This is a genomic window from Paraburkholderia sp. UCT70, assembly GCF_050434085.1.
Classification (GTDB): Bacteria; Pseudomonadota; Gammaproteobacteria; order Burkholderiales; family Burkholderiaceae; genus Paraburkholderia; species Paraburkholderia tuberum.
In genome coordinates, this window is the sequence record NZ_JBNPVZ010000002.1 from 1,261,604 (window position 1) to 1,278,826 (window position 17,223).

Sequence of the window (17,223 nt, forward strand, 5' to 3'; positions counted from 1 at the left end):
AATCAATCAGGTACCGCCTGAAATAAGCGCAGACTGCATAGTCGCTGGACGGCGGGCTTTCGGTGCAGGCGTTAGAACGGGTATGTTGGGGGTGAGGTAAAGTCAGCGAAACGTCAATGGCACCACTCGCATGCTGCGTCCAGTCGGGCGAACGCCTGCTATCGGCGCCGGGTCTTGCCTTTCATCATGCGATCAAAGAGCTGGCCCTGAAAACCGGGTTACTCCGGGTCCGACGGACTTCCCCAACGGCTGGCTAAGGGATACGATCAGGTTTCATCGCGACCGGCGAGCCCACGGATGCCGCCCAAGGAACAACAGCTCGAACTACAGTCGCCGCACCGCGGCTGGTTGGCATCCATTGCGCAAATCCCTCGAGGTGGCATCGCGATGGCACTGCTGTTGCGTGTGGTGCTTTTCAGCTCCGTGGTCACGTTGATCCTGACTGTCCTGCAGTTGACCTTGAGCTACCGCAGCGAGCGGGCGAGTCTCGAGAGCCGATTCGGCGAGATCGATCAAGCCACGTCGCGCAGCCTGGGTGAGAGCTTATGGGCGATGGACTCGAAGCAACTCGAGGAGCAGCTCGATGGCATATTGCGTCTGCCGTCCATCCGCGCGGTGGAGGTGCGCGAGACGCCTTCGCCTAGCCCTGCCTTCGCGATCTTTCGCGGCGAGCGACAAACCAGCGCCGCCGTGGTGAAGGAATTCCCGTTGTTTTGCTGCGGTACACATCCGCAGCACATCGGCGTGCTCCGCATCGAGGCGACCCTCGCGGACATCTATCGCGATCTGGCCGCGCAGGCCGTCGTCATCCTCCTGAGCAACGCCGCCAAGACATTCCTGGTCGCGTTCTTCATCCTGTTCATCGTGGACCACCTGGCGACTCGACACCTGCTGGACATCGCCGCATCGGCGGCCAGCGTCACGCCGGGCGCCGACCTGCCGCCGTTGCGCTTGCGGCGTTTGCGGGTCGAAGGCGATGAGCTCGATCAGCTGGTGGATGCCCTCAACGCAATGCGTGAGAGGCTGCGGCAGCACGCGATCGAGCTGGGAAACGCGAATGCACGCATGGCGGCAATCCTGGACAACATACCGGACCTTGCGTGGGTTAAGGACGCAAATGGCCGTTTCATCGCAGTCAATCGCGCCGTTGCCGCCGCGAATGGGTTTGCGGAGCCTCACGACATGATAGGCAAGACCGATTTCGATGTTCATCCGCCAGAACTCGCGCGGACTTATCTTCGTGACGACGTCGAAGTGATGGAATCGCACGGGCGCAAGCGGATCGAGGAGCCTCATGTCGATGCGGATGGCAGCATGAGGTGGATCGAGACGATAAAGACAGCGTTGCATGACGGGCAAGGGCGCGTGGCCGGTACTGTCGGGATTGCGCGCGATGTCACCGAACGCAGGCGTGCCGCGGAAACCTTGCGTGAGACGCAGATGGAATTGGCACACGCAAACCGCGTTGCGACAATGGGACAACTCGCGGCCTCGATCGCCCATGAGGTCAATCAGCCGATCGCCGCGACGGTCACTCACGCCCAGGCTGGGCTTCGGTGGTTGAGCGCCCAGCCGCCTGAAATGGAGAAGGTTGCAGAGGGGCTGCGCCGGATCGTCAAGGACGGCAATCGGGCGGCGGACGTGATCGGCCGGATCCGGGAACTACTCAGGAAGACGACGCCACGTAACGAAACGTTGGACATTAACGAGGCAATCCGCGAGGTGATCGAGATCACCCGAGGGGAAGCAATGAAGCGGGGTGCTCTGGTAAAGACACAACTGGCCGATGGCTTGCCCTTCATCGAGGGAAACCGTATCGAATTGCAACAGGTCCTCCTTAACCTGGTCATCAACGCGATCGAGGCCATCAGCGGCGCTAGCGACGGCGCGCGGGAAGTGCTGGTCAGCACGGGGAAGGCCGACGCTGGCTGCGTGCTTGTGGCAGTGTGCGATTCGGGGCCAGGCTTTTCCCCGGAAAGCGCCGAGCGCCTTTTCGCCCCCTTCTACACGACGAAGTCCACCGGCTTGGGGATGGGGCTGTCGATCTCCCGTTCGATCATCGAAGCACATGGCGGACGTTTGTGGGCAAGCGCGAACCCGCCCCGCGGAGCCGTGTTCTACTTCACGGTGCCCGTACATCCGGATTTTTCATCGTGATTGCGACGCAAGCGCGACGACCGCCCCTGTGGTTTTGGTACGCGCGGCCGCCTACCCTGACGGTGCCGTGCTCCGGTTCCTCGCCAGGAAGCCGGATCAGGACACCGCCTACGGCAAGAAGTAGTCACTGTTGCGCTGTGCTCCGACATCGTTGGGACCCGCCGTGCGTTTCACCGCACGCACGGCGGTCTGCATCATGTACTGCGTGATGCCCGCGCGAGTAGTTGTGCATGGGATACGCGATCATGAACCCGTGTGAAGCGCTCGCGCTGCACCGCGGCGGAGTGCCGCGCAACCGCGAAATCGCGTTGACGGTGCTGCGCGGCGCCGGCATCGTCGTCAGCGTCGCTGCGACGGCCAGGAGGCCTTCGACTGCTCGGTCAGCAGCGCTTCGACGGCGTCTTGAGGGCTGCCAGAGCCAGATGCCCGTCATGGATGGCTGCGCGGCGACCCCGCCGCTGCGCCAGCAGCCGCAGCGGCGTGGCCCTGTCGGAGATCGCGATGACCGCCCACACGATGGTCGGCGATCGCGACAAGGTGCTCGCCGCCGCGATGAACGGCCACGTCGCCAAGCGGATCAGTTGAAGAAGCTGTTTGCCACGCTCGCCCACTGGATCCGCCCGGCGATTGTCAGACTTGAGGAACTGCCTAGGTCCGCAGGCGACGGAACGCGCACGCATCCCGCGAACGGGCTCACCGGCATTGCGGCAAGGGACCGTTATCGGCGGTCGTGATACGGCCCGGGTTCACTTCGGATTCGTGGGTTTCCGCCTGAAGTCGTACCAGAGTTCCGGTCGATCGGAAGGCGTGCCGGGCGTCAGCAACGGGTTTTTCAGCTCGATCACCGTACGCGTTTCCAGGTGCGCCTTGCGTAGCCGATCGCCATTGTATTGCTGGAAGAGCTTGTCCAACGAGCCGTCGGCAATGGCCTTTTCGAGCCCCTCGCGGATATCCTGCGCGAGCCGGGTGTTCTTGCGGTTCACCATGAAGTAGGCGTCGTAGAAGTAGTGCAGGGCGAGGTGGGGCTCTACCTCCAGGGTATCCGCGTTGTTCGCCTGCTCGTCCCAGATTTCCATGACGCTTCTCGGAAAGTAGTCGAAGCGCCTGACTATGAGCATTTTGAAGAGGCCTTCGTAGTTTAAAGCGGTGATCACATTGAGGCCGTTAGCCCGCAGGATCTGTGTATCCGGCCAGTCCCCCCCCTGCGCGAGCCGCACACGTTTCAGGTCCTCCAATGTGTTGACGCCCGCGAACAAGCCCTGGTCACCTTTGCGGATCAGCCCCAGGCGCCATCCCAGCATGCCTTTGTTGATGGGGATCCGAATCGGTAGCAATCTCGCCTCGCGTTCGATGGAGCTGGGAATCGGGGCGACATCGATCGTTCGACCGGCCTCGAGCTCCCGCACCTCGCGCTCCTGGGTCATGGGAAACGCGGCGGCCTGGATCCGATATGCGGAGCTGGTTTTTGAAAGCGCGAGCTGCAGCAATTGCAGCGCGTAGTCAGAGCGGTGATCGCCTTCGAACTCGGGCTGCGGAAAGCGAACGACTTCGTTACCGGTGGCCACCCCATGCCACGCAAGCAGTAGACAAACCAGCAGACGAGGAATGATGGACATGATCCGCTCCTGTTGCGCGGAGGAAACCGGTCGACTAAATGGCCTTTGGCAGGCAGCCACCTGCACTTGCCGGTCATGATACGCCCCGATCGTGGTGGCTCGCGGCGCGAGATACGCTTCTGTCGCGCTAAGGCAATGCGGACGATAGCGATACGATAAGGATCGCCTACGTCGCCAGCGTGTAGAAATTGCTGGACACCTGATGGCTTGGTTTGCCTGCGTCTTTCATCTGCCCCTTGGCGATGCTGTGTCGCAATAAGGCGCTCCGGTAAAGTCTGCGGCCCGACGCCAATGCCGGACACGATGGCCAAGACGCAGAAACCGCCCCGCAAAACACTTCCCGCGGACATTGACCGGGCGCTCAGACGTCTACACCTTGGCCACAATGCTCAACGGCAGTAGTACCGGCGCACCGGTCTCGGGATTTGAGGCTGCAGCCCATGCTCAGGACGTGGTGTGTCGAATATGCCTTGAAGATGCTGGCGTCGCCACCTGAACAGCAGATTTGTGCTGTTAGGGCGGGCAATCAGCGATACCGAAGCTCCCCGTTAGAAGGTCTGCTCGACCAAGTGCCGCGTCGTTTCGACAGGAAAGTTCGGTTGTTTGCTCTTCGGGCTACGACTCAATATCTCGTCCACTTTAGTTCCCACCAAGTCGTTTATTGGGAACTAAACACTCCTGCGCAAACTGGGCAAGACGAGCACTCGGACCTCAGAAAGGCCGACTTGACGTCGAGTGCTACCGGTGAAATGAGGGAAGTCGGATAGAAATGTATGGACTACTATTGGATGCAAATTTTGCAAAGGTCGACGGTTCTCTGGTCGACGTTCCGCTTAAGCCATGGGACAAAGGTGTATTCGTCGTAAGCGTTCGCGCCGACGTAGATCCAGTTATGCAAACAGTTGGACATGAAAGTCACCTCAAAATGAAGGTTGGGGAAAAAGCGTTGTCGGCGCGTCAGTCGCGTGGCGGCAGTACGGCTACTTCAAAAACGTGACTGTGGTTGCGCTTGTCACGACCATTCCTGCCAGACGAGGAGAACGCGCAAGCGAGAAACAATGTTTTCGTTACGCAGTCGATGAACGAGGCGGCTGGTACCAGGAGCGAGTCTGTGAACTCAAGCGGGATGGCCGGACCGACTGCAAGCACGCTCATCGCGCACAGAAAACAGAACACGGGCCGTGCGAAGGGGGCGTCGCCTACGACCGCGAGTCCAGATACCACCACGATCAGTCTTGTGCCTACTGTCGCGCCGAGTGCCGCGTCGCTGTCGGTCAATGCAAAATCCAAAGATATCTTGATCAATTCCCACCAGCAGACAGCAAGCGCCGAAATGGTGACTGCGAGCCCGGCCGGTCGGCCGATGTTGTTGCCGTTGGACGCCTTTGTTTCCGCCCGCGGAAAACAGCGATGACCTGTGCGTTTGCTGAACATTGCTTGACCTTTGACGGGCATGCCGAGACGAAAACGTGTGTCTCCAACACGTAACGCATCTGAGCCTGTCGACGCACAGAACGACTTGCAGGTCAACGCTCACCGATAGGCGGGGGCGGGACCTGTTGTGCCTTTAAAGGGAGTCGACTTGTAAGCAGCACCGCCTATGATTGCCAAGATAGACGGCCGGGTGGTATCGAATCCATTCTGCGAGCGTTTGGACTTTCGCCCACCGTTGTTTGTCGAGCTCATACGTCGGTATGGCTCGACTTACCGTCGGTCTGAAAGATCCGAAGCGTAGGTTTTTGCGTTTGAAGACAACGTCGACGCGGGCCGCCGTGAAGCGGTTGTGTCGCGATAATCGGTAATGGAACTTGCCGGACTGCGCGTCTCGCTCTGCAGAAGACTTTAGGCAACCGTAAGGAAAAGATATGGGGACAGTCAGAAGAGGTTCGGGGACAACATTCCGAGGCAGCACCGCGGCGGTAAGATTAGCCACGAGAGGTGTACTCAAGGTTCCTTGGACGGCGTTCGTACGATGAAACCTTGAGCGAGGGCGCGCCCGGCAAGTCTCGATGCGGGGGCCGACGCACCGCGTCTCATCATTCCGGAAGGGATAGTCAGACATACGTCGGTATGATGGACAAGTCGACGCTCCAGGGGCTAGATTGAATAAGCAATCATTGGCAAGCGACCTTATGTCCTCCCGAAGCCCCTCGCAACGACAGGCGCGGGCTTCCGTTTCCGGGATCGTCTGGATTGTCGACGACGACGAATCATCCCGCCTGGCGCTCGAAAGCCTGGTGCAATCGCTCGGCTATTCGACCGAAACTTACTCGCTGCCTTCGGACTATCTGGCGGCGCGGGCGTCGCACCTTCGCACCGAAAACGGAGTCCTGCTTTCCGACGTCCGCATGCCCGGCATGTCAGGACTGGAGTTGCTTGACCGTCTTGTCGCACTGGGCGCCGCGCCGCCGACGATCTTCGTGAGCGCGTTTCCCAGCGACGCGCTGCGAGTGCAGGTGCAGTCCAGCACAGCCATCACGCTGCTCGACAAGCCCGTGGATGCGGCGCTCCTGAAGCGAGCACTCGGCAACGTCGGGATTTAGGCAGGGCGCTCAAAACAGCGTTTTCGGACCTCTTTCCGTCAATGGCGGCTGGCGCGAGCCTAAGGGCGCGGCTTTGTTTGTTGCCGCCCAATTTCGAGTGCGGCGGCCTTGAAGACGAGATCCGGGAGTGAGCGCGCGTCCATTTTTTTCATCAACTGGCCGCGATGGATTTTCACCGTGATTTCGCTCAGGTTGAGTTGGGCGGCGATCTGCTTGTTGAGCATTCCGCTGACCACCAGCGCCAGGATCTCGCGTTCGCGCGGCGTCAGCGAGGCGTACGCGGCGCGTACAGCCGCGAGGCTGTGTTCCTTTTCGAGGCGTTGCGAGTCTTTCGAAATTGCCTCGGAAATCGCGTCGAGCATATCCTGGTCACGAAACGGCTTCGGGAAAAAATGGAATGCACCAGCTCTCATTGCTCGCACCGACATTTCCATGTCGCCATGCCCCGTCATGAAGAGAACCGGCATTTGCAGTCCCTCGCGTGCCATCGCCTGCTGGAACGCCAGACCGCTTTCGCCTTTGAGCCTGACATCGAGGATGAGACAGCTCGGGCCGGCGGGTTTGCGAAACGTCACGAATTCCTGCACGGAACAGAACGTCTTGACGGAATACCCGACGGACTCCAGTAGATCGCACAGCGCGAGGCGGATGGACTCTTCGTCGTCGACGACGAAGACTGTCGAGCCGCGGATTCCACCCGTGGACGACGGTATATGCCTATCGGTAGCCATAAACGAGTCCTCAACACGCCAACAATGCGGCGGACTGATGAGACATTTTCGCCCGCTTGACAGAGACGCATCCGCGCCGTTTTGCGCCCGTAAGACGCGTTTCAAGTATGACACGGTAAAACGAGAGTAGGGTAAATGTCCGAATGGAGGTTTGCCGCCGCCCAAGCGGCCCGCTACCCTTGCATCTACGTCTGCAATGCATCGCACGAAGCGGCTAGAACATGAACCGCGGCATGGAGCGAGGGATACACCCTCTGTTCGGAGCTTACTATGTCGTCGATGCCAGAGGCGTGCTGCAGATTTACCTCTGCGCGCCTTGGCAAGCGCAGCCACCCGGCCCCGCTTGACGCGCGGGCAGCACAAAAGCAGGAGATACCGGAAAACAGCTGCTGTTGGCCGCTGCATGCCCCGGCAGCACAAACGCAGCCGCAAACCGCCCCTGCCGCCGCGGGCTTTAACGCGGACAATCGTGCCGTTCGACAGGGATGGCGAAGCGAAACACCGCACTGCCAGGCTTGTTCGGCGCCTGCGCCGATACGCTCGCCATGAGTCTCGGCAATGGACCTGCAAATGGCAAGGTCCATGCCCTTGCCTCCCGCTTTCGTCGTATAAAACGATTCAAAAAGGTGTTCCAGCTCTCTGTTGCGCAGCCCCACGCCGGTGTCTCGAGCCTCTATGATGGCGTACCCTTGGCCGTCGACGCCCATCGCAATCTCGGACAGGTGATCAAAGGGCTTCCGGAACGCGACGAACGGCGGTGTGCCGACGCGCTGATCGATACGCTGCATCGGGCCAAATGGCACCTGTGGCACGGCTGTTCCTAGCCGGCACTGCGGCGGCTTGAAAGCCTGGGTTGGGCGCTCGATGCGGCGTGCAGTCCCGTCCCGAGGAGGCCAGGCTGCTCGCCATACTGGAGGAGTTCATCGGCTACCTCGAGAACAACCAGAACTTTATCGTGAACTATGGGGGGACCGGTACCGCCACGGCGAGCCGATCACCTCAAGCTTTATTGAACAAGTGGTCAGCAAGCGTTTTGTGAAGCGGCAGCAAATGGCGTGGCGGCCGGCTCACGCGCATGGCCTTCTGCAGGTGAGGACGGCCGTCCTGAATGCGCAACTGCGATCATGCTTCGAGCGATGGTATCCGGCGCTCGCGGGCAACAATCACGCTCACCATATCGCGGCGTAGAGCCCCCGCTTTGGCGCGGTCTCCCTTCAGCGCGTCACGCTCTTTCGCGATCTGCACACGCAGCGCGGCCTCTGCCTCAAGGCGCGCAACCCGTGTCGCGGACAGCTGCTCGCGGCGCTGCGCGCCTGACAGGTCCATGCGGTCGACAAGCGCGCTGCGAGCACGGTAGAGCGCCGATTTGAGCGCCTTTCGCCGCCCGCTCTCATGATCGGCCTGTGCATCCCGCGCGCGACGTAGCATGCGGCTACGGCCCCACAGTCGCCCACTCGCATCGCGTACTCAATCGTTATCGAAATCTCGGAGGCAGAGCCTATACGCCCGTATATTCACGCAACACTGAACACTGTGCCGGTGCATCCCAACGTAGAGGCGTTCCTTCCTTCCGTGTGATAGCCCAATTTCGGTCGCGGCTGTACCGTAAGCCCATGCCCGATGCAGCCGCGCTTTGCGCCTGCAACGGCCTCCGGTCTGACTAGCGCAGGCGGCTTCGAGCCAAATCGAGGTTCCGTCAAAACTTCGCGTCGCTTGTATTCGCAGCAGCCCCTTTGCCCCGGCGGCGACGTTTGATACTTAGAGCGCAGGCTGCCCGTTGCCAACGACTGGCCGATGCGAAAGACGCAAAGAGGTGGACATGAAAAGCCGGAGCTTCCTGACACATCAGGAGATTTTCAACCACGCTGTAGAGCATTTATTCGGCCAGGCGCGAGCCTCCCTGCTGCCTCGCGGCGGCGGCGCCTATCGAGGCTACTGCGGCAGCTGTCCGGTCGGCAGTTTCATTAAGCCGCGCGACTATATGACGGCAATGGAAGGCGTGCCCATCCGCTACGTCGCAAAACCGCCAAAGGACGTGCCGGCTTACATGGATATCGGTGTCGCGGCGCTCAAGCGCGCGCTGCTTCGCTCGCGCATCGATGTGTCCGATCCGGTGACTGTCGAATTGCTTAGTTGTCTGCAGAACGTCCACGATGTATTTGGCACATGGGAATGGAGTGAGCGGCTGGCATCAATTGCTCGACAATTTGCCCTGTCGGCCACGTTTCTGAAAGCCGCTGCTTGAGGGTCGCAGGTGTCGTGATGCAGTGCGCAAGAAAGATATACGAGCGCGTCAGCGCTCATCTGCTTAACCAAGGGGCCGTCTCGGAGGACGAGAACGGCTCATGCCGGCTGCGCGGCGACAACGACCGCGAGTGCGCAGTCGGATCGCTCGTTAGCGACGAGTTCTATCACCCGGACATCGAAGGGATCGGCATTTCGTACTATCGGCACGCCCGGGACGGCAAGCTACTGCAGGCGCTGTATGCATCCAACGTCAATGCCTACGATCCGGGCATTGTCGATCTGCTGTGCGAACTTGAGGAGATTCACGATGGCGCCAGCGTCGATCAGTGGCCAGATCTTCTCGCCGCTCTCGGTAAGCGGTACGGGTTCGTCTGACACGCAAAACGAATAATTGATCGCGCATTGGCGATGCGAGGGTCCGTGAGTCGTAGCGGCCGGTGGCATGCTGATTGATCAGCCACAGGATAGTGAAGCGTGCGCCGCGACCAGATTCCGTCGTTTGCGAGGAAAACCGACGTCCGACCGTCTCCGATGGCCCGACGACGACCGGCCGTAGTCAGCCGCCTTCTGACGGATTCATTTGATCTGTTGCAGAACGACTCAATAATGCAGTTTCTCGACTGCACTACGTTGCCGACCGCTGGTCGACTGGAAAGCGTAACCGTGATGGCGGTGCCATTGCCACGCAAACTGTCGACAGCAATTTCGCCGCGACCGTCGTCGCGCACTTCCAGGAGGCAGTCGCGGCCGCTTCGCTCCAGTGTATTGGTCACGGTATATGTTGATACCTCGACGGACGCGCCAAACGTTTGGCTCGTCGCCGATATCTCGGTAAAACGATAGCTGCTGCGGTGCAGGCGCGAGCGAATGAGATGGCGAAAAAAACGAATCGCTTTATCGCGGCCACCGGAACAACACGCATGGGTACACGCCGGCTTTCCGCACGCTGCTGAACGAGGTTATCGGACCCCACACCTGAGCGGATTGGTCTTATCCCTGTCGCCGCGTGCGCTATACCGCCGTATAGGCTTTGGACGGGCAGGTAGACGCGCGATAACCGACGGTACGATATCTTCCTGGGTCGCTGGCGTCTATCGTAGGAAATGTGGACAGCGCCTTTGCATGGGGCGATCGACGGAGTCTGATTCATCCGGCGGCGTCCGAAACGTGATCGTCCAGTGGCATTCGCGCGGCTCGGATGCACGGTAGCGTGCGAGCCAGACCTCGATACGCATACTGATAATGAAGATCCCGTCACACCCTCCTGGAGAAGTAATCGATGTTTGACGAACGAGCACGAGTGAAGGCATTGCAGTTTGCGCAAGCACATCCTTGGCGTCGGGACGTCAAACGGCGAAATACCGGATTCGCTGTCACCGCTGCGACGCATGTCGTCTCCTGGCGAATGCTCATCCAGACAGTATCTGACTTCCTGTTGAACATCGGTGACGCTGCGTTCACCTCGGCGGTGTCGACGAGACCTGTGTTGTTGGCCCAGGCATTCCCGCGCTATTCGGCGCTCGCCATGCCGCTAAAGTTTTCTCTTTCCTGTGCGCGATGAGTCTTTTTTGCGTTGCCCCATCGACCCCAATGGCGTTTTAGCGTCCGCGCGCGTTGGCTTCGCGGTAGTCATCGACTGCGAAACCGGGGTATTTCCTCGGCCCGTTTCTGCGCCGGGTCGGTGCACTCCGATTAGCCGTCAGAAGTTACCCGCATTGGGCGCCGGAAATCAACATGCGGCTATACACCCGCTTCACGAGATCGTGGTCTCACCAACGGCTGCTAAGGAAGTGACATGTCAAACATTTTGCGCAACTGGCTCTATGTAGGCACCAATGCCTACCGCGAATATAGCTTCTCGCCTCGTTCGACCGGAATGCATACCGACGAACCCTGTCCGAACCAGCTCTGCCTTTGATAAGCAGAGCGACCGCTATTGGCTATTGCGTGTGTTATGCAAGCACTCATCCTTGGCAGGAGTGAATATGGAGATCGGCAGACCAGGCTTCCGGGTCGAATACGATTCGCCGGGCAAGCGGGAAACACCCGAGGAAGCGCGATATGGCATTCACACGCCTGGCGCCGTCGAGAACTGTCCCATATCGGGGACCCCGGTAGGCGCATACCCAGACCGGCTGAATGCGCTGGCGGCAGTCAAGCAGGCTGTCGCAGAAGTGCATGCCGAGTTGCATCTACTTGAACCTCCACTTGGTGACGCAATCGTCGCCTCTTGCGTGGAGGCGCAGAAAGGACGCTTGTGTGACCAGTGCTTCGTCGACGTGACTCAGGGCCGCGCTGACACTGAGACCGACATGAACGCCAACGAGGTGATATGCAACCGCGCTCTTGAACTTCTGGGTCGTCCGCACGGCGACTATGTTCATCTGGATCCAGGTGCGTGCATGTGTCCCGGAGGCGGCAATGTCTATTCGACCGCACTTAGGATCTCGATCTGCGATGCGATTGAACACCTATGTGACGGGTGCGATGCGTTGCGGTCCGCCTTCGTCAGAAAGGCGGAGGAATTCCGCGATTTGCTGCAATTCGACCGAACCACCCAGTTATACGATGCAGTTCACACCACGCTGGCTTTCAAGTTTTTGACGCATGCGCTTTTGCTAGACGAACAGATGGCCAGGTTGCGAGAGTCATCCGCGCAGCTTCGTGAAATCTATCTTCGCGCGACGATTGACGCGGGCGCTACGGCCCATTCCGGATATGAAGTCGAAGCGGTTGAAGTTGATGCGGTTGATGCAGTAAACGCAATGACCGCGCTCGGGTTGCCTATGGCGTCAACTCCGATTGAAAGAACCCAGGAATGTGCCGCGTATTTGCGGATTTCCGGCATTTTGACCGACATCGCCGTCGAGCTTTCGAACGCGTGCAGTGACCTCCATCTGATATCCATCCGGGCACTATTCGACGTGCCAGAAATCGATCTCGCGTGGATGCGGACCGGCTCCTTTGTCACGCCTGGCAGACCGAATGCGGTGATTTCCGATGTCGTCCGTCAGATGGCACTCCGGATTTTGGCGAGTGACGTCGCGGTCACGTTCGCGGCTGAATCGGTTCAGGTGCATCCATGCAAGACGCTGGCCGAGCATTGGATCAGGGAGATCGCGGCCGATTCCGAACAGATCCGGGAGATGCCCGAGTGTCGTTGCGCGATGGCGACTGCGGCAAACCCCTATATTGGCGGCAAGAGTGCTCGCATACCCGGCGCGCATTCCAGATACAGCATGCTAAGAGAGGCGGTGCTGCACCGGCAGTTGATAGCCGAGGAGGAACTCGACCGAGAACTGCGCGCTGGCGCAGGCGATTGATCGGTAGTTTTGTCGATGCCGGGGTAGAGAGCAAAAGCCCCGTGAGGCAAGTGTGCATGTAAGCGCGCGAATCAGACGCTGAGTGCGCGCGTCCCATCGGGAGGGCACATGTCGCCGGCATGCCATGTCAATACGTAGGAGTCCAACGTATTGATAGAGATTGTTTGCGAGCCCATGCTGACGGCGAACCGTGCTTCATTGCATGGCGGGTCTACAGCATCGGGAAATTTTTTACCTGGATCAATCCTCTGCCTTGTGAACATCGTGAAACATTCCGTTCCTGTCGCGCCTAAAATTGCACGTATCTTCTTATCTTCGTCCAGACGATCGCCCAAGCGGACGCACGTGATGGTCGCGGCTTGCAGCGCAATCCTGCTGTCGGCATGCCAGTCGCGCGAAGCCGCCGCTCCTGAGCCGAAGCCCGTGGTCGCCCTGGCCGTTCACGCTGACGGGCGCGCGGTAGGTGCGTCGCTGCCGGCTCAGGTGCAGGCGCGCTACTCGACGGCGCTTTCGTTCCGGGTGGGCGGCAAAATCATCGAACGGCGGGTTCATCTCGGCGATGCCGTCAAGGCGGGACAGGTTGTTGCACTGCTCGACCCGACCGACCTGCGCAATAACCTGGCCAACGCACGAGCCCAGCTCGATGCCGCCGAACATCGACTTGTCTACGCGAAGCAGCAGCTCGACCGCGATCAGGCGCAGGCGCAGGCGAACCTGATCGCGCCGGCGCAACTTGAACAGACGCAGGACGCCTACGCCTCCGCGCTCGCCCAGCGTGATTCGGCGCTCTCCCAGATAGCGCTCGCCTCGGACAATCTGCGCTATGCGACGCTGACAGCGGACCACGACGGCGTGATTACCTCGGAGGACGCCGACACGGGCCAGAACGTTCAGGGAACCCAATCGATCTATCACCTCGACTGGACGGGCGACGTAGACATCGTCTGCGACGCGCCCGAGCGGACGCTGAACTCGCTGACAGTTGGCAGTAAAGCGCGCGTAACGCTGCCGGCGCTACCCGGCAAGACCTTCGAGGCGCGCGTGCGCGAGGTATCGGCTGCTGCCGATCGAGAAAGCCGCACCTGGCGCGTCAAGCTGACGCTGGCCGCCCCGAGCCGCGACGTGCGCCTCGGCATGACGGCGAATGTGGGGTTCGATGCCGTCGGCGACGCGCCCGTGGGGCAGATTTTTGCGCTGCCTGTGACGGCGCTCTTTCACCAGGGTGAGCACCCCGCTGTCTGGGTGGTGCGCGCCGGGGAGCGACACACTCGAACTGCGCCCGGTCACTATCCAGCGATATGACGAGCGCACCGTCTCGATCGGATCGGGCCTCCGCGACGGAGACCGAGTCATGCTCCAAGGCGCACACGCCGTGAGCGCAGGCCAGCATGTGCAGGTGGTGCCCCCGCTGCATCCCGAGGACTTCCCGTCATGAGGGCCCGCGACAGTGAATCCGCAGGCAACAGCGCGCCCGTCCCGCGTTCCGACGCCGAAACGCCGGGTGAAGGTGGCTTTAACCTGTCCGCCTGGGCGTTGCGTCATCAGCAGCTCGTGATCTTTCTGATCGGGCTCGCCACGCTTTTCGGCGTAATCGGCTATACGAAACTCGCGCAGTCGGAGGATCCGCCGTTCACCTTCCGCACGATGGTGATCAAGACCTATTGGCCTGGTGCGAGTGCGCGCGAGGTGCAGGAACAGATCACGGACCGGATCGGCCGCCAGCTACAGGCCGCGCCGAACATCGACTACATCAAGAGCTACTCGCGGCCTGGCGAGTCGATGATCTTCTTCGCCATGAAGGACTCCGCGCCCGTCAAGGCAGTGCCGGAAACCTGGTATCAGGTGCGCAAGAAGGTCGGCGACATTGCCGCGACGCTGCCGAAGGGAACCGTCGGCCCGTTTTTCAACGACGAATTCGGTGACGTCTACACCAACATCTATGCGCTTGAAGGCGACGGCTTTTCGCCGGCGCAACTGCACGACTACGCTGACAGGCTGCGCACAGTCCTGCTGCGCATACCCGGTGTGGCGAAGGTCGATTATTTTGGCGACCCCGATCAGCACATCTTCGTCGAGATACCGAATGCGCAGCTCACGCGGCTTTCGATCACGCCGCAACAGCTCGCTCAGGCGATCGACGCACAGAATGCCGTGGCGCCCGTCGGCACCATCACGACCGCGGACGACCGCGTGTTCGTGCGGCCGAGCGGCGCGTTCAAGGACGTGCAGGCGCTCTCCGACATGCTGATCACCATCAACAAGCGCACCTTCCGGCTGGGCGACATCGCGAAGATCACACGCGGTTATGACGATCCACCGGTGACCCAGATGCGGGTCGGCGGCCAGGCGGTGCTCGGCATCGGCGTGACGATGCAAAAGGGCGGCGACGTGATCGACCTCGGCAAGGCGCTCGACGCAAAAGCCGCCGAACTGCAGGCAACGCTGCCGGCGGGTCTGAAACTCGCGGCGGTTTCGAGCATGCCGCACGCGGTCAAGCACTCGGTGGATGAGTTCGTGAGATCGGTTGGCGAAGCGGTGGCGATCGTGCTGGTCGTGAGCCTCGTCTCGCTCGGCCTGCGCACCGGCATGGTCGTCGTGATCACGATTCCGATCGTGCTGGCGGTGACGGCGCTTTGCATGCACATGTTCAATATCGGACTGGACAAGGTTTCGCTCGGTACGCTCGTGCTCGCGCTGGGCCTGCTCGTCGACGACGCGATCATCGCCGTCGAAATGATGGCGGTGAAGCTGGAACAGGGCTGGAGCCGGGCGCGCTCGGCAGCGTTCGCGTATACCAGCACGGCATTCCCGATGCTGACAGGCACGCTCGTCACCGTATGCGGCTTCCTGCCGATTGCGCTCGCCAAATCGAGCACGGGCGAATACACGCGTTCGATCTTCGAAGTGTCGGCCATCGCGCTGGTCGTTTCGTGGTTCGCGGCCGTCGTGCTGGTGCCGTTGCTGGGTTATTACCTGCTGCCGGAACGCAAGCCTCAACCCGGCGGTGCGCACCATGATCCGCATGAAATCGGCAACACCGGCTTCTACCGGCACCTGTCGGGATGGGTTGCGTGGTGCGTCGAGCGTCGATGGGTCGTGCTCGGCGTCACCGTCGTGCTTTTCGCGATTTCCATGCTGGCCTTCACGCGCGTGCCGCAGCAGTTCTTCCCGAACTCGGAACGGCCGGAGCTGCTGGTCGACCTGCGGCTGCCGGAAGGCGCCTCGTTCGAAGCGACGCTGCGTGAAGCGAAACGCCTGGAAAAGGTACTCGACGGCAAAGCCGAAATCGACCACTTCGTCGACTTCGTCGGCACCGGCGCGCCGCGTTTTTACCTGACGCTCGACCAGCAGCTTCAACAGCCGAATTTCGCGCAGTTCGTGATTACCGCAAAAAGCGTGGAAAACCGCGAGGAACTGATGCGTTGGCTCGACGGCATGCTCGAGAAGGACTTCTCCGGCATGCGCACGCGTGTCGCGCGGCTCGAGAATGGTCCGCCTGTCGGGTTCCCGATCAAGTTCCGCGTGAGCGGCGACGATATCGCGACCGTGCGATCGCTTGCTCAAGAAGTGTCGGACAAGGTCCGCGCCGATCCCCGCACGCGCAACGTCCAGTTCGACTGGGACGAGCCGGCGGAGCGCTCGATCTCGTTCGAGATCGATCAAAACAGGGCGCGCCAGCTTGGTGTCACCTCGGAGGACGTGTCGAACTTCCTCGCGATGACGCTATCGGGCTACACGGTGACGCAGTACCGCGAGCGCGACAAGCTGATCAACGTCGATCTGCGTGCGCCAAAGAGCGAACGTGTCAATCCGGCGCAGCTCACGAGTCTTGCGATTCCGACACCCCACGGCCCGGTGCCGCTCGGTTCGCTCGGACACGTGCGCAATACGCAAGAGTACGGCGTCATCTGGCAACGCGACCGTCAGCCGACCATCACGGTGCAGGCGGACGTGCGCGGCGACGCGCAGGGCATCGACGTGACCCACGACATCGAACGTGCGCTCGCGGCGGAAACCGCCAGGCTACCGGTCGGCTATCGCATTCAGGTGGGCGGCGCGGTCGAAGAAAGCGTGAAGGGCCAGACGTCGATCAATGCCGAAATGCCGTTGATGATCATCGCCGTGCTGCTGTTGCTGATGATCCAGCTCAAGAACTTCGCGCGGACCTTCATTGTCGTGCTGACGGCACCGCTCGGTCTGATTGGCGTCGTGGCCGCGCTGCTGCTGTTCGGCAAGCCCTTTGGTTTCGTCGCGTTGCTGGGCGTGATTGCCATGTTCGGCATCATCATGCGCAACTCCGTGATTCTGGTCGACCAGATCGATCAGGACATCGCGGCAGGGCATGGACGCTTCGACGCGATCATCGGTGCGACGGTGAGGCGTTTCAGGCCGATCATGCTGACGGCCGCTGCCGCCGTGCTCGCCCTCATTCCGCTGCTGCGCTCGGGTTTCTTCGGCCCGATGGCGACCGCGCTGATGGGCGGCATCACGATCGCCACGGTACTGACCGTCTTCTTCCTGCCCGCCCTGTACGCGGCGTGCTTCAGGGTCCGGCACGACGAGCGCGGAATGCAACCGGTCGTCGACGAGCAGACGGAGGTTTGAT

The 17,223-nt window shown here is 60.8% G+C and carries 13 protein-coding genes and 2 pseudogenes; 9 read left to right on the forward strand and 6 right to left on the reverse strand.

All coding sequences use genetic code 11. The features are described from left to right. The first annotated feature begins 297 nt into the window (after window positions 1-297). Window positions 298-2,157 (forward strand): PAS domain-containing protein, encoded by a 1,860-nt coding sequence (locus tag OKW41_RS08105; RefSeq protein ID WP_429572127.1) that lies wholly within the window; start codon window positions 298-300, stop codon window positions 2,155-2,157. A gap of 380 nt (window positions 2,158-2,537) precedes the next feature. On the opposite strand, the gene OKW41_RS08110 is transcribed toward OKW41_RS08105, so the two are convergent. The 3 genes from OKW41_RS08110 to OKW41_RS08120 form a co-directional block, all read right to left on the reverse strand. After that, window positions 2,538-2,768, reverse strand: a complete 231-nt coding sequence (locus OKW41_RS08110) for a hypothetical protein (RefSeq protein WP_429572128.1) — start codon at window positions 2,766-2,768, stop codon at window positions 2,538-2,540. 135 nt (window positions 2,769-2,903) lie between these two features. Then, entirely contained in the window at window positions 2,904-3,773 is an 870-nt protein-coding gene (locus OKW41_RS08115) for a substrate-binding periplasmic protein (RefSeq protein WP_429446094.1), read from the reverse strand. A gap of 957 nt (window positions 3,774-4,730) precedes the next feature. Further along, complete coding sequence (locus tag OKW41_RS08120) at window positions 4,731-5,207, reverse strand: hypothetical protein (RefSeq protein WP_429572129.1); 477 nt, start codon at window positions 5,205-5,207, stop codon at window positions 4,731-4,733. Between the two features lie 668 nt (window positions 5,208-5,875). On the opposite strand from OKW41_RS08120, the gene OKW41_RS08125 reads away from it, so the two are divergent. Continuing rightward, entirely contained in the window at window positions 5,876-6,316 is a 441-nt protein-coding gene (locus tag OKW41_RS08125) for a response regulator transcription factor (RefSeq protein ID WP_429446100.1), read from the forward strand. Window positions 6,317-6,375: 59 nt separating this feature from the next. Here OKW41_RS08125 and OKW41_RS08130 read toward each other — a convergent pair whose 3' ends face one another. Both OKW41_RS08130 and OKW41_RS08135 read right to left on the reverse strand, forming a co-directional pair. Beyond that, on the reverse strand, window positions 6,376-7,047 hold the full coding sequence (locus OKW41_RS08130; RefSeq protein WP_429446949.1) for a response regulator transcription factor: 672 nt from the start codon (window positions 7,045-7,047) through the stop codon (window positions 6,376-6,378). Window positions 7,048-7,232: 185 nt separating this feature from the next. After that, window positions 7,233-7,835, reverse strand: a complete 603-nt coding sequence (locus tag OKW41_RS08135; RefSeq protein ID WP_429572130.1) for an ATP-binding protein — start codon at window positions 7,833-7,835, stop codon at window positions 7,233-7,235. Here OKW41_RS08135 and OKW41_RS08140 point away from each other — a divergent pair. Beyond that, window positions 7,755-8,235 (forward strand): annotated as a pseudogene (locus OKW41_RS08140) (ISKra4-like element ISBte1 family transposase); the annotation flags it as partial. The gene OKW41_RS08135 and the pseudogene OKW41_RS08140 overlap by 81 nt on opposite strands. On the opposite strand, the gene OKW41_RS08145 reads toward OKW41_RS08140, so the two are convergent. Further along, on the reverse strand, window positions 8,170-8,475 hold the full coding sequence (locus tag OKW41_RS08145; protein ID WP_429573440.1) for a hypothetical protein: 306 nt from the start codon (window positions 8,473-8,475) through the stop codon (window positions 8,170-8,172). The pseudogene OKW41_RS08140 and the gene OKW41_RS08145 sit on opposite strands and share 66 nt — an antisense overlap. 391 nt (window positions 8,476-8,866) lie before the next feature. On the opposite strand from OKW41_RS08145, the gene OKW41_RS08150 reads away from it, so the two are divergent. The 6 genes and pseudogenes from OKW41_RS08150 to OKW41_RS08175 all read left to right on the forward strand — a co-directional run bounded on the left by OKW41_RS08150 (window position 8,867) and on the right by OKW41_RS08175 (window position 17,222). Then, window positions 8,867-9,292 carry a hypothetical protein gene (locus OKW41_RS08150; RefSeq protein ID WP_184072442.1) on the forward strand — a complete coding sequence of 142 codons (426 nt, stop codon included), beginning with the start codon at window positions 8,867-8,869 and terminating at the stop codon, window positions 9,290-9,292. A gap of 17 nt (window positions 9,293-9,309) precedes the next feature. After that, window positions 9,310-9,669 (forward strand): hypothetical protein, encoded by a 360-nt coding sequence (locus tag OKW41_RS08155; RefSeq protein WP_429446951.1) that lies wholly within the window; start codon window positions 9,310-9,312, stop codon window positions 9,667-9,669. 904 nt (window positions 9,670-10,573) lie between these two features. After that, window positions 10,574-10,855 carry a hypothetical protein gene (locus OKW41_RS08160; protein WP_429572131.1) on the forward strand — a complete coding sequence of 94 codons (282 nt, stop codon included), beginning with the start codon at window positions 10,574-10,576 and terminating at the stop codon, window positions 10,853-10,855. A 424-nt stretch (window positions 10,856-11,279) separates the two neighbouring features. Then, complete coding sequence (locus OKW41_RS08165; RefSeq protein WP_429572132.1) at window positions 11,280-12,617, forward strand: lyase family protein; 1,338 nt, start codon at window positions 11,280-11,282, stop codon at window positions 12,615-12,617. 348 nt (window positions 12,618-12,965) lie between these two features. Next, a pseudogene (locus OKW41_RS08170) lies at window positions 12,966-14,052 on the forward strand (efflux RND transporter periplasmic adaptor subunit). Then, entirely contained in the window at window positions 14,049-17,222 is a 3,174-nt protein-coding gene (locus tag OKW41_RS08175; protein ID WP_429572133.1) for an efflux RND transporter permease subunit, read from the forward strand. The pseudogene OKW41_RS08170 and the gene OKW41_RS08175 overlap by 4 nt, the downstream one beginning before the upstream one ends. Window position 17,223: the final 1 nt, after the last annotated feature.